The organism is Phormidium tenue FACHB-1052 (genome assembly GCF_014696675.1).
Classification (GTDB): Bacteria; Cyanobacteriota; Cyanobacteriia; order Phormidesmidales; family Phormidesmidaceae; genus Nodosilinea; species Nodosilinea tenuis_A.
The window spans coordinates 74487-87372 of record NZ_JACJQN010000011.1 but is presented as its reverse complement, the minus strand read 5'-3'; the positions used below and the strand labels follow the sequence as shown (position 1 = coordinate 87372).

At 57.9% G+C, this 12886-nt stretch carries 13 protein-coding genes; 6 read left to right on the top strand and 7 right to left on the bottom strand.

Going from position 1 to position 12886, the window contains the following annotated elements; all coding sequences use genetic code 11:
* Positions 1–101: 101 nt before the first annotated feature.
* Together H6G07_RS15735 and H6G07_RS26720 are read right to left on the bottom strand one after the other, a co-directional pair.
* Entirely contained in the window at positions 102–812 is a 711-nt protein-coding gene (locus tag H6G07_RS15735; protein ID WP_338420704.1) for a TVP38/TMEM64 family protein, read from the bottom strand.
* Between the two features lie 365 nt (positions 813–1177).
* Positions 1178–1306, bottom strand: a complete 129-nt coding sequence (locus tag H6G07_RS26720) for a hypothetical protein (protein ID WP_277874273.1) — start codon at positions 1304–1306, stop codon at positions 1178–1180.
* A gap of 265 nt (positions 1307–1571) precedes the next feature.
* On the opposite strand from H6G07_RS26720, the gene H6G07_RS15730 reads away from it, so the two are divergent.
* Both H6G07_RS15730 and H6G07_RS15725 read left to right on the top strand, forming a co-directional pair.
* Entirely contained in the window at positions 1572–2306 is a 735-nt protein-coding gene (locus H6G07_RS15730; protein WP_242026830.1) for an ABC transporter permease, read from the top strand.
* Positions 2306–3088 carry an ABC transporter permease gene (locus tag H6G07_RS15725; protein WP_073609110.1) on the top strand — a complete coding sequence of 261 codons (783 nt, stop codon included), beginning with the start codon at positions 2306–2308 and terminating at the stop codon, positions 3086–3088. Before H6G07_RS15730 ends, H6G07_RS15725 begins: the two co-directional genes overlap by 1 nt.
* 5 nt (positions 3089–3093) lie before the next feature.
* Here the strand turns inward: H6G07_RS15725 and H6G07_RS15720 are convergent, their stop codons facing one another.
* From H6G07_RS15720 to H6G07_RS15700, 5 genes are all read right to left on the bottom strand, one after another.
* Positions 3094–3837, bottom strand: coding sequence for a toll/interleukin-1 receptor domain-containing protein (locus tag H6G07_RS15720; protein WP_073609111.1), 744 nt, complete (start codon positions 3835–3837; stop codon positions 3094–3096).
* A gap of 243 nt (positions 3838–4080) precedes the next feature.
* On the bottom strand, positions 4081–5409 hold the full coding sequence (locus H6G07_RS15715; protein ID WP_199312136.1) for a leucine-rich repeat-containing protein kinase family protein: 1329 nt from the start codon (positions 5407–5409) through the stop codon (positions 4081–4083).
* Positions 5410–5541: 132 nt separating this feature from the next.
* Entirely contained in the window at positions 5542–6249 is a 708-nt protein-coding gene (locus tag H6G07_RS15710) for a hypothetical protein (RefSeq protein WP_073609112.1), read from the bottom strand.
* 51 nt (positions 6250–6300) lie between these two features.
* Complete coding sequence (gene hemJ, locus H6G07_RS15705; protein ID WP_073609113.1) at positions 6301–6897, bottom strand: protoporphyrinogen oxidase HemJ; 597 nt, start codon at positions 6895–6897, stop codon at positions 6301–6303.
* A gap of 185 nt (positions 6898–7082) precedes the next feature.
* Positions 7083–9308: a tetratricopeptide repeat protein gene (locus H6G07_RS15700; protein WP_171973031.1), complete on the bottom strand. Its 2226-nt coding sequence runs from the start codon at positions 9306–9308 to the stop codon at positions 7083–7085.
* Between the two features lie 228 nt (positions 9309–9536).
* Between H6G07_RS15700 and H6G07_RS15695 the strand changes: the two genes are divergently transcribed.
* From H6G07_RS15695 to dnaK, 4 genes are all read left to right on the top strand, one after another.
* Positions 9537–9992 carry a hypothetical protein gene (locus tag H6G07_RS15695; RefSeq protein WP_073609115.1) on the top strand — a complete coding sequence of 152 codons (456 nt, stop codon included), beginning with the start codon at positions 9537–9539 and terminating at the stop codon, positions 9990–9992.
* Positions 9993–10109: 117 nt separating this feature from the next.
* Positions 10110–10412 (top strand): nucleotidyltransferase family protein, encoded by a 303-nt coding sequence (locus H6G07_RS15690; RefSeq protein WP_073609116.1) that lies wholly within the window; start codon positions 10110–10112, stop codon positions 10410–10412.
* On the top strand, positions 10402–10752 hold the full coding sequence (locus tag H6G07_RS15685) for a HepT-like ribonuclease domain-containing protein (RefSeq protein ID WP_073609198.1): 351 nt from the start codon (positions 10402–10404) through the stop codon (positions 10750–10752). Before H6G07_RS15690 ends, H6G07_RS15685 begins: the two co-directional genes overlap by 11 nt.
* A 194-nt stretch (positions 10753–10946) precedes the next feature.
* The gene (dnaK, locus tag H6G07_RS15680; protein ID WP_073609117.1) at positions 10947–12854 is read left to right on the top strand and encodes a molecular chaperone DnaK; all 1908 of its coding nucleotides are present in this window, start codon (positions 10947–10949) and stop codon (positions 12852–12854) included.
* Positions 12855–12886 lie beyond the last annotated feature (32 nt).

The window sequence follows — 12886 nt, the reverse complement described above, 5'->3', positions numbered from 1 at the left end:
GGTGGGGAGGAGTGGGAGGGTAAGGGGGTTGGGGTTGGGGAAGTTTTGAATTTTGAATTGAGGGCTAGGGGGAAGCGGTGGATGAGAGATTGAGAGGATAACTAAGGGTTTTCTGGAGAGGGCGAGTCTTCGGGAATGGCCTCGGTTAAGGCACGGCGGGCAATGCGGGTGATGTAGAGGGTCACCGCCACCGTGGCTACCAGGCCGATAATGCGAAGGATCCACTGTACTGTGGCGGCCTCGGGAGGTTGGCTGCTGTCGGCCCCTAGGGTAGCGAGGTTGCCCACCAGCGACCCCAGGTAAACGTACATAATTGTGCCGGGCAAAATGCCTACCGTGCCCACCACATAGTCTTTGAGGGAAATTTGGCTCAGTCCTAGGGAATAGTTGAGCAGGTTAAAGGGAAACACTGGCGATAGCCGCAGCAACAAGATGATCTTGCGGCCATCCCTAGCGATCGCATTGTCAACGGCTCGAAAACGTGGGTTGTTGGCAATTTTGCTAGCGACCCAGCCCCGCGCCACGTAGCGGCCTACCAAAAATGCTGCCGTGGCCCCTAGCATCGCCCCTACAAACACCAGGGCCGAGCCTTTGAGCACGCCAAACACCACGCCCGCTCCCAGAGTCACGATTGAGGCGGGCACAAAGGCAACGGTAATTACGATATAGAGCAGGATAAAAGCTAGGGGTGCGATCGCCCCCAGACCGTCAATCCAAGCCAGTGCCTGCACCAGCTGCTGCTGAAGCGACGCAAACAACGACGGGTCTGCCCCTGATCCCTGGGCTAGGACAGAGGCTGCTGGGGCACTCACTAACGCAACACTCAACCAGAACATAAAGCGAAGCACTCTCTCACTAACAGCGGGCGCGAATTAGGTCTGGAAACTTGATCTTAAAGGAGATGAGAGAACGTCGTGCGATTGGCACCGCCTGGGAGTGAAACTTAAGCAGCGATTTCAGGCAGGTTTAGACATAAAAAAGGCCCAGCGATCGCCGGGCCTAGATATGAGTCAGGTGCGCACCGCATTGCAAGAATGCACGGGTGGTTCACTGTCATCATGGTTGTAGGGGCGATCGCTGGGGTTAATGAGCGGTTAAGCTAGCCCAAGTCTCTGAGTCGTATCGGGCTACGGGCCAATCCGCTGCCAGCACAGGCATCAAAGCTGAGAATCTTGGCCTAAGCCTGAGGGGTCTCAGAAGGCAGAACTTCGTGGGTAGACCGTCCTAGCATGTTGGCTCGGCGATGCTGCTGCTGCTGACGGGTACGGGCTAATAGCTGCCGAGCCTGCTCTTGAGTAGATAACATAGCGAACACTCCAAAAATTCTGTATCTAAAGTTACCGAATACAATTCCAAGCATATCTTTTCTTTTGAGAAAAGAGTCAAGGCTAGCCACAGAAAACATCAAACTTTGGAAAAAATCTGCCCAGCGACAGACCGTAGCGCCTGCTCCCCCAGCCAGCGGTAGCATCCTGGTAGGATCAAGGCCAATAAGGAACCCCCAAGTGAAATCCGTGGTGAAACAAGCGCTGAAAATTTCCCGCGTCATGCTGTCGGTGTATTACGCCTATATGGTGGAATACCGGGCTGAGCTGGTGTTTTGGGTGCTTTCAGGCACATTCCCTTTGATTCTCATGGGGCTGTGGGTCGAAGCGGCCCAGGGCGACCAATTTAACCTCAGCCCAACCGAGCTGGTGCAGTATTTCTTGGCGGTATTTTTGGTGCGGCAGTTCACCGTCGTCTGGGTAATCTGGGAATTTGAGCGGGAGGTGGTGGAAGGCCGACTGTCGCCCTACCTGTTGCAGCCCATCGACCCCGCCTGGCGACACTTTTTTAGCCACGTGTCAGAACGCTTTGCTCGGCTGCCCTTCGCTTTTTTGCTGGTGGGTTTCTTTTTGCTGCTCTACCCCTATGCCGCCTGGTTGCCCAGCCTGGGCAATCTGCTGCTAGGGCTGCTGGCGATCGCCCTGGCCTTTTGCCTGCGGTTTCTCATGCAGTACACCTTTGCCCTAGCCGCCTTTTGGACGGAACGAGCCAGCGCCCTGGAGCAGTTTTGGTTTTTGCTCTACACATTCCTGTCGGGCATGATCGCCCCCCTCTCCCTCTTTCCTGACGCGGTGCGAGAGGTGGTGCTGTGGACGCCATTTCCTTACCTAATTTACTTTCCGGCCAGTCTGCTGATCAACCGCCCGGAGCATGTGGCTCAAGGGTTTGCGGCAATGGTGCTCTGGTCGGCGCTGTTTTGGGGGCTAAACCGCTGGCTGTGGCGGCGGGGGCTGAAGCAATATTCTGGCATGGGGGCCTAATGGAGCGCTATTGGAAGGTGCTGCGGCTGTTTTGGGGTACGGCGATCGCCGCCGAGCTAGAGTATCGCCTCAATTTCTTGGTCACCGCCCTGATTAGCCTGGGCGGGCTGGTGGGCAGCTTATTTGGCCTGTTTTTGTTCTATCGCACCGGCTACGAGTTCGCCGGATGGAGTTGGGAAGCCGCCTTGCTAGTGCTAGGGCTATTTACCGTGCTGCAGGGCTTTGCCGCCACGGTGCTAATTCCCAACCTCAACAAAATCGTTAGCCAGGTGCAGCAGGGCACCCTCGACTTTGTGCTGCTGAAGCCGATTAGCTCGCAGTTTTGGCTCTCAACCCGCGTGATCTCGCCCTGGGGTCTGCCCGACGTGCTGTTTGGCCTGGTGATGATCGGCTATGGCGGCACGCGGCTGGGCCTGGGCTGGGCCGACTACGCCCTGGCAATCTTGCCCCTGCTGTTTGGGGCGCTGACTCTCTACAGCCTGTGGTTTATGCTGGGGGCCACCAGCATTTGGTTTGTCAAAATCTACAACGTCACCGAGGTGTTGCGGGGGCTGCTAGAGGCAGGGCGGTTTCCGATCGCAGCCTATCCAGTCGCCTATCGAGCGTTCTTTACCTTTGTGGTGCCGGTGGCGTTTTTGACGACCGTACCGGCCCAGACCATGCTCAACCAGGGCGGGCGCGGCTGGCTGCTGGCCTCGGCACTGCTGGCAGCGGTACTCATGGTGGTGGCGAATCGGTTTTGGCGGTTTGCCCTGCGGTTTTACACCAGCGCATCGAGCTAGGTCAGCTAGAGCCAGCGCTTGATCCAGCTCATCCCTAGAGCTACGGCATTGCCCTGGCTGCTGCGGTGGCGGGCGCTTTCAGCGATATACAGAATTTGTAGCTGGATTGGTCGATGGTGCGATCGCCCGTTAGCTTGCACCAGCCAGCGCTGGTATTGGGCCAGCTCATCACCCTGAAGCAGCAGATCTGGGTGGCGTTGCTGTCGCTCCCATTGCAGGGCTCTCACCAAAAGCTGGGTATGGGCATCGTGATAATCAGCAGCGTGGTGTAAGGTCTGCAAAAGGTGACGGCCCCCGTCGGTCTGTGCCAGGGGCAGCGATCGGTTCCGGAGGTCAATGGTTTCGAGGGTTTGCAAGGGTTCGGGCAGGTGATGGGCAGAGATGGTTTCGATCAGCACCGGCACAATGCGTTTGTTCAGGCTCAGGGCAAACAGCAGCCCCTGTAGACAAAAGACATCGGCCAGGGTGTAGGGCGACAGCACCAGCACATAGTTATCGCAGGCCTCAGCTGCCCGAGAGATCAGCGCCTCAGGGTCGGCGTCAGCGGGCCAGGGGTAGGGGCATTGCCGGTAGGTAATCTGAGCCTGGGTCAGTAGCTGGCGCAATGCCTCTACCACCTCGGCACCACCAGGCCCGGCGATCGCGTCCCCAGGGGTATGGCCACCATCCTCGACCGCGTAGGCCAAAAATACCTGAGCCGTGGGATCAGTGGCAGACTGGCGATGGCCAGCAACATTTGCGTTGTTCAAAAGCTGTACCTATGCTTGCCATGCACTCAAACCCTGTGCCCAGATTGGCCAACGCGCTATGCGTTGTCTGGGGTTGTTGCTCCAACTGCCCGCGCCTTGAGCATACCCATTTTTTCAAATTGGCTTGCTATCGCCGGATACACCTGCTCACTTAGTCTGCAACTGTCTTTTAAGCCCATTGCAGGTAAGGCCAGGATTTTGACTGTCCCCAGCGGCGGGCTGAGCCCTTGCAAAAGACCGGCCTTAGAGAGCTAAGGCCACCAGCTCATCCAGCACGTCCTCAAAGGCTGGACGAGCCAGCACCTCAGGCTGCATACAGGCGAACTGTAGCTGGCGCAGTCGCCGCACTGGATCAGAGAAGGTGGGGCAGCGATCGAGCAAATCCTCCAGCAGACAGCCAAAGGCCCGTACCTCCAGCCGCTCTAGGACCGGAGCGGCCTGCCCCGCCCGGTCGTAGAAGCTGGCCGCCCCAAAGTCGCTTAAGCAGGCGTCTCCCACCACAGTAACCAGGGTGTTGTGGGGGTATAGATCGCCGTGGAGAATGCCGCGCCGATGCAGGTGGGCGGCAGCAGCGGCCACTCCAAGCGCAATGCCCACAGCCGCCTCTAGAGAATAGGTGACCTCTGGAGGATAGGTATCACGGGTACAGCTTTCCAAGCTGGGAGGGCCGCCCATCACTTGGTAGGTAGAATCTACCAGCGGCAATACCAGCCCAGATTTCTGCTCGGGATGGCCGACAATTTGCCCCAGGGGCCCAATCAGGTTGGGGTGTGCCCCCGCCGCTATGCAGGCCAGCATTTCGTCTTCGGGCAGGCCGTCGCTGGTGATCGCGCCTTTAAACAGCTTGAGGGCAACGGGCATTTCATCCTGGCCCTGTCGCCAAGTGCCGCGCGAAATTACGCCGGAGGCCCCCTCCCCGAGGATATCGCCTACCGTCAAGTTATCCCAAGCGATTTGCGGGAGCGGCAGAGGTTCACTGTCCCAGCCCTGGCAGAAAGGGTTGCCCGCGTAGGCCAGCCAGCTTAGGCGGGGCAGGGCGAGAAGCTGAGAGGGCAAGGCCTCAAGCTGGTTGGCGGCCAAGCGCACTAGCTCTAAATTTTGGCAGTTGGCTAGACTCTCGGGCAAAGCCCGCAGCTGGTTGCCAGCCAGCATCAGCTTTTGCAGATCGGTGAGCTGACCAATGGACTCGGGCAGCGACTCAATGCGGTTGTCGGTCAAGATCAGCCAGCGGGTAGCTAGGGGTAGCGCCCCAGCGGGCACGGTGGTGATTTGGTTGGCCTTAAACCCAATCATCGACAGCTTGGGACAGTGGGCCAGCACCTCGGGCAACACCTCAAAGGCGTTGTTGCTGAAGAATGCCACTCGCAGGTTGTGCAGCTGAGCAAAGCTGTCGGGCAGGGTAGTCAGAGCATTGTTTGACAGATCGAGGACTTCGAGGCTGTCTGCCAACTCAAGAATTTCTTCTGGAAAGGTCGTTAGCCCTGCCGCCAAGTTGAGTCGCCGGGTGCCGGGGCGCAAATGTAATGGTTCGAGGCCGACACCGAGGGGTCGCCGCATTTCCAGATTTTGCATCAGTGTATCCTCGGGTCGAGTGTCTACGCCTAATGTGGCATTTCTCCAAAGTTACACGTGTGAAAATTCGGTGTAGTTTATCGGCGAGCTTGGCGATCGCACGAACCGAGTCAACAGGCTTGAGACAGTGCTCTAGCGATCGCGGCCAATCTCCCGCAAGTTCAGATAAACAACTAACGCAGCAATCAGGGTCAGCAGACTACCCAAACCCGAAAACACTAGGCCCAGCCAGCGAGCGGTCGCCTGGTCTTGCTCAAGCGACAGTAGGTAGGCGGCTTTGGTTTCAAACCCAATTTCGGCTTTGTCTACCACGGGGTGATTCCGAGTCGGTTCCCGTTTCTGGGATGCCGTAGGCTCTACGCTTCGCGAATCGCCCGCGATGCTCAAGGTGCCCAACACCAAAACTGGATCGTTGACCTTAAAGCCTTCGTAGCTGCGATCGCTCCCCTCCTCTACCTGAGAAACCGTCGATCGCAGGGTATATCCCGCCGCGATCTCCACCTCCTTGCCTGGAATCTGCACCCAAAGCGTGGGGTTATAGCTGCGCACATAATCCCATTCCCACTCGTCGTCTCGGTACACCCGGTGATATTCGTCGTAGGCCACCAGGGGCGGGCGATCGCTAGGGGAGTTGCGATCGCTCACCTTTCCCTCCAGCAGCACCGGCGCACCTCGCTCGTTGAGAGTAGCCGCCGTGGCTACGGGCAGCCGCGCCACCTCCTTGGCATGGTTGGCAACTTTCCCAGGCACCACTGCCCAAAGCACTCCCCCGGCAATCAAAAAAGAAACGCCCACGGCGGCAAATATGCCCGGCAGCAACCAGCGATCCCAGTTGTTCATTGCTACCCTACGATCTCTGTTGTCACCAAGATGCCCTCAACTGGAGCTAGATTAGCTCTGCACAGCTTGAGGCTCAGGCACATCGTCTAGAGCTTCTAAAGCTGCCTTTTCTTTATCTAGCCGCCGCTTGCGGGCATAGAGCTGAATCGTTGCCGCCATAAACACCACCAGCCCCACCATCAGCCAAGTGGTCGCCCCCGTGGGGAAGTTGTTCTTAAAGATCACCAGCATGACGATCGCCACCAGCAGCAGGGTGGGGGCTTCGTTGAGCGCTCGCAATTGCTGCCCCGACCACTTGCACTCGCCCCGGTGCAGCTGACGCATCAGCCGAGCGCAGTAGTGGTGATAGGCCAACAGCACCGCCACTAGCCCAAGCTTGGCGTGCATCCAGCCATCTTTGAGGTAATCGGGCATCTGCACCAGCAGCCCAATAGCCATCACCACCGTCACTATCATGCCGGGGTTGGTAATGATGCCGTAGAGGCGCTTTTCCATCACGGTGTACTGGTTCTTGAGAATGCTGCGAGCTGGCTCTGGCTCAGCCTCCGCCTCAACGTGATAGATAAACAGGCGTACCAGGTAAAACAACCCGGCGAACCACACCACCACGCCGACAATGTGAAACGCTTTGAACCAGTAGTAGGCCATAGGTATTCCTGTCATCCGGCCAAAGGCTCTGCTCTGGCGAGATGTTGCAAACCGTTAAGTACGCCTTTTATTGTCCTGCAAGGGTTTGCCCTTGAGAAGGCGAGCGCGATGGTTCTTAACGATTTTGGATTGTGGCTTTGCGATTTTGAGTGATTGTTCTTACCCCCACTCCCCACTCCCTACTCCTACAACCGCCGCAACACCTGTGCCAACAGCTCCCCCGGCAGCTTAGAGAGCACCACCTGCTGACCGGGAATGCCGAAGATTTCAAAGTTGAGGTGGGCGTTGTAGACCAAGGCTGTGATCAGCACCTCCACCTGCTGAGGGTCGTCGTACCAGCCCTGGTAGGCCAACAGGTATTGGCTGAGGGCCGTTTCTAGATGGTGCTGACGGGCTTCTGGCTGAGTTTCTGGCAGTGCCTGAGCCAGCTGATCGTGAACCACTCCGGCGCTGTGGCAAGTGGCCCACAGGTCAAACCCCAGAGAAGGGGGTGGCGTTTCTTGCAGGGCGATCTGGGCAGCGGCCAGGGCAGTTTCGTAGGCGGCAACGGCCTGTTGTAGGGTGTCAATGCGCCGTTCGCCTGCGATCGCCGCCTGCTGCGCCAGATCCCAGTAGGCGGTGCCCAGGTTGTTGGCGGTGGCAGCACAGCCAGCCGGGGCAGCGTCCACAGTGCGGTATTTGAGGGCAGCTTGGTAGGCAGCGATCGCCCGCTCGAGCAAAAATACCGGCTGCTGGTGCTGGGCCAAACTCCAGTAGGCAATACCCAGGTTGTTTTGCACCATGGCATATTCCAGCGGTTCATCCTGGGCAGAGCGGTGAGCCAGGGCTTCACCGTAGGCGGCAATAGCCTGGGCCAGGTGATGCTGGGGCTGGTCATACTGGGATAGCCGCCAGTGGATCGCCCCCAGGCTGTTTTGCAGATTGGCGTAGTCGATGGGCGATCGCGCCGCCGGGCTGTGCAATAGAGCCTGCTGATACGCTGCTACGGCTTTCTCTAAACAGGGGGCTGGCTCCTCCAGGTTAGCCAACAGCCCGTATACGGTGCCCAGGTTGCCGTAGATGCGCCCTAGGGTGTCGGCGGGGATCGCTTTAGCACCACCCTGGAGGGCTTTTTCGTAGGTGCTGGCGCTGCGGCGCAGCCAGGGGGTGGGGTCAGGCGTGCTCTCCTGCTGCCCCTGGAGCCAGTAGAGGCTAGCTAGGTCGTTGAGGGCGTCGCACCAGTCATTGCTGCCCTGGGGCAAACCGGCGATCGCCAAGTCATACACTGCCGTCGCAAAGTCCAACACGCTGGCAGCGGGGGCATCGACCGAGAGGCGATCGCGCCCGATCTGGCCCAGCGCCAGGTACGCTCGCGCTAGGGTCAGCGGCCCCGCCTGCTGCTCAACCAACCCCTGAATATAGCGCCATAGGTTTGTCAGCTCCACATCTTCAGCTAAGTCTGGGGGCAGTTGTAGAGCCCCCGCCGGGCGCGGAGATGTCGAACCGGGCGAGGCGGGGGCAGGAACCGGCTCAACGGTTGGCAGCACAGGCTCAGCCCGCTGTAGGGCCGCCAAGGTCTCCGCTGCCATTGCCCCCATCGGCGGCATGACAATACTCGAAAACGTCCCTTGCTCTATAACGGTGTAGCCCTGGAGATTTTGTGGCTGATCATGGCTGCGAGCAGCCTTAGCATCTGAGGCGGGCAGAGTAGGCAGGTCTGCGGGCGGTACTGCTGGCCGTGCCGCCGCATCCTGCAAAACAGGATTCTTTAGCGCAGGCTGCTCAAAAGTCGAAAGATCATCTCGCAGCACCCGCCAGAGATCGGGGGGATTAGCCGAGGGATTATTTGGCCCTGGTGGCACCGCTGGCTCAGCCGGAACCGAAGGAAACGCACCGGGTTCGCCCATGAACTCAAACAGACCGCTGCGCGATCGCCAAAACCCCGGCACCGACTGGCGAATTTTGCCTAGCCAAGGGCGCGGCACCCACACCACCAGCCGACAGTCGAGCTGGGTCAGCAGCGCATCGACCCGAATCAGCGAGGCCAAAAACCGATTTTGCACCGTGGGCGACTGGCGGGTGAGCTGATCAATACCCACAATCTGAAACACGGGCGTAGTCGGTAGGCTGCTCTGGAGCCGACGCTGCTGCTTCAGCCACAGCAACACCTCGCGCACTAGGTCGGGGCGATCGCCGCTCAGCCGCAGCGTCACCAGCGTAAACTGCCGCGCCCGCACCTCTGCCGCCAAAGGCACCGTCTCAGGCAGAGGGCTAAAGTTGGCCTCCAGGCGCTGGGCTAGCTGCTCTTGCAGGGCCAGGTCGTCGCACACCGCAATCAGCAACTGCCGTCGCAAGTTGAGTTGTAGAGCCAGTCGCAGCTCTTGATAGGCTTCCTGGTTGTGCCCCAGGTAGGTTTGAGAATTCAAAGACACAGCAGCGGTCACGGTGGTTAAGATGCAAGCGGCATGATAAAACTAGTTACTATGAACTAGCGCGACGGTCAGAGACCAGCCCTGAGCACGATTCCGAAACGGATACTTGTTTCGAGTTTCCGTTTCTGGATGCCATAGGCTTTACGCTTCGCGAATCGCCCCGCCCCCTTCCATTACACTTCACTCCACGCCAATCGTTTCAGGACGCCAGCATCATTTTCAGCCCCAATGAGCGCGACCCAGACCACCTCTCTGGCCCCAACCCCCCTTGAGTTAGCTATTCTGGGCCAACTCAAGGCTACTGGCGGCACCTGCGATGCCCTCACCGCGCTACCCGTCGAGCGCAAAAGTTCTATGCGCCAGCGGGTCAAAGCCTGCCAGCAGCTTCAGGCCAGGGGCTGGCTAGCCTACGACCATGACATCGCTCAATTTGGCCTTACCCTCACCGGCAAAACCCTGCTTAAGTTGGATCTTTCCGTATGGCCTGTTACCCCCGACGAGTTGATGATTCTGCGATCGTGCCAGGGGGGCCGCATTAGCCCCAGCCAGATCCATCGGCGGGTGTCAGTGGGCGATCGCCAGCGGTTGCTCGAGAGACTGGCAGCACAGGGGTTGATCGTGGTGTATGAGCGGGCTGTGGTCAATCTGCACCTCACTCCCGAGGGCAGCCGCTACTGGCAATGAATTAAGATCAAGCTACGCTTATCACTGGCAGTAAGGGTAGAGCCAAAACATAAGCAGCAACCTTACCCTACAAATAGACCCTATAAATAGGGCAAAATTAGCTCAAGGCTTTCTAGCATGACTTTGCCGCTGAATTGCAAGCACGTTTTAGCATTAGCCCAGGCTCACCAAAGCGAGCTTGAATTGCTTGGAGTTAAAGCATTGGAACTGTTTGGCTCAGTGGCCCGTGATGAGGCCCGCCACCATAGTGATGTTGATTTTTTGGTCGATTTCGCCATTGAGCCAACTCTGTTTGATGTATTTCGGGTACAGCATTATCTCGAAGATCTTTTAGGCTGTGACGTAGATATAGGAACTCGGGCAGCACTCAAAGCCCATCTCCGAGAACCCGTCACTAAGGATGCTGTTCGTGTCTTCTAGAGACTGGCTGCTTCGCATTCACGACATCCTGACCGCAATCAGCGCTATTCAAGCACGCACCTCAACCATCAACTTTGAAATGTTTGAAGATGACGAAACTATCCTTAAGGCGGTGCTTTACGACTTCATCATCATTGGTGAGGCCTCAGCCAACATTCCTGAAGCGATTCAACAGCGCTACTCTGACCTGCCCTGGCGCTTGATGAAAGACATGCGCAACGTAGCTGCCCACGAATACTTTCAGCTAGATATACCCACCATTTGGCGAACGATTCATCGCAGCCTACCGCCCCTCGTCAAGCCGTTACAGTCGATCCTTGAATGCGAGCAGTCATCGTAACCGACTACAAGATCCACCTATCAGGCACACCCTAGGGCCAGGATAACTCCCCCATCTTCCCTACCCCCCTCACCGCCCTCATCCACCTCCCTACCCCACACCCCGCCTTCCACGGTTCGGTATCCCCTCCTTCAGAGAAATGGCTTGAGCAAGCACTATAGATGATATAGCTGTCAAGCCGGAGCAAAGACAATATGGGTAAAGTAGTTGGAATCGACCTAGGCACCACTAACTCTGTGGTTGCCGTTATGGAAGGGGGCAAGCCTACCGTTATCGCTAACGCCGAAGGCTTTCGCACTACCCCCTCGGTCGTTGCTTACGCTAAGAACGGCGATCGCCTCGTTGGCCAAATCGCCAAGCGCCAGGCAGTCATGAACACCGAGAACACCTTTTACTCGGTCAAACGCTTCATCGGTCGCCGCTTCGACGAAGTCACCACCGAGTCGACCGAAGTCGCCTACAAAGTGATGAATGTCGGCAACAACGTCAAAATTGACTGTCCCCAGGCGGGTCAGCAGTTTTCCCCTGAAGAAATTTCAGCTCAAATTCTGCGCAAGCTGGCCGACGATGCCGGTAAGTACCTGGGCGAAAAAGTCACCCAGGCCGTGATCACCGTGCCGGCCTACTTCAACGACTCCCAGCGCCAGGCTACCAAAGACGCTGGTAAGATTGCGGGTCTCGAAGTCCTGCGCATCATTAACGAGCCGACTGCCGCTTCGTTAGCCTATGGTCTCGATCGCAAGAGCAACGAAACTATCTTGGTCTTTGACCTGGGTGGTGGTACCTTCGACGTCTCCATTCTCGAAGTGGGCGACGGCGTATTTGAAGTGCTGGCTACCTCAGGCGACACCCACCTGGGCGGCGACGACTTTGACAAAAAGATCGTCGACTACTTGGCGGCTGAGTTTCAGAAAATGGAAGGCATCGACCTACGCAAAGACAAGCAGGCCCTACAGCGCCTAACTGAGGCTGCTGAGAAAGCCAAAATTGAGCTGTCGAGCGTCACCCAGGCCGAAATCAACCTGCCCTTTATCACCGCGACCCAGGATGGCCCTAAGCACCTGGAAATGACCCTTACCCGGGCCAAATTTGAGGAGCTATGCGCCGATCTGATCGATCGCTGCCGCATCCCTGTCGAGCAGGCCCTCAAGGATGCCAAGATCGCCAAAACCGCCATTGACGAAGTGGTGCTGGTGGGTGGTTCTACCCGCATTCCCGCCATCAAAGACGTGGTCAAGCGCACCCTCGACAAAGAGCCTAATGAAACCGTCAACCCTGACGAGGTCGTAGCCGTAGGTGCCGCCATCCAGGGTGGTGTGTTGGCTGGGGAAGTAAAAGACATTCTGCTGCTCGATGTCACCCCCCTGTCTCTAGGGGTTGAAACCCTAGGCGGCGTGATGACCAAGCTGATCACCCGCAATACCACCATCCCCACCAAGAAGTCAGAGGTGTTCTCCACCGCCCAAGACGGCCAAACCAACGTGGAGATTAAGGTGCTCCAGGGCGAGCGCGAAATGGCTGCCGACAACAAGAGTCTGGGTAACTTCCAGCTCTCTGGCATTCCCCCCGCGCCCCGCGGCGTGCCCCAAGTCGAGGTGATCTTCGACATTGACGCCAACGGCATTCTCAATGTCACTGCCAAAGACAAGGGCACCGGTAAAGAGCAGACCATCACGATCTCGGGGGCCTCTACCCTCGATGAGAATGAGGTCGAGCGCATGGTCAAGGATGCTGAAGCCAACTCCGCCGCTGACAAAGAGCGGCGCGAGCGCATCGACCTCAAAAACCAGGCTGACTCTCTCTCCTACCAAGCTGAGAAGCAGCTAGCCGACATGGGCGACAAAGTGCCCGCCGCCGACAAGGAAAAAGCTGAAGAGCAGATCAAGGCGCTGAGAACCGCCATTGAAGCCGAGGACTTTGACACCATCAAAACCCTCACCGGCGAACTGCAACAGACCCTTTACGGCATCAGCACCAACCTGTATCAACAGGCCGGTGGCGACGCGGCTGGTGCAGCCCCTGGCCCCGACGCTACCCCTGGCGATAGCTCCGGTGGCGACGATGTGATCGATGCTGAGTTCTCTGAACCGGGCTCGAACTAACCGGGCACCCCGCCCTAGCCCACAGCCTTGCT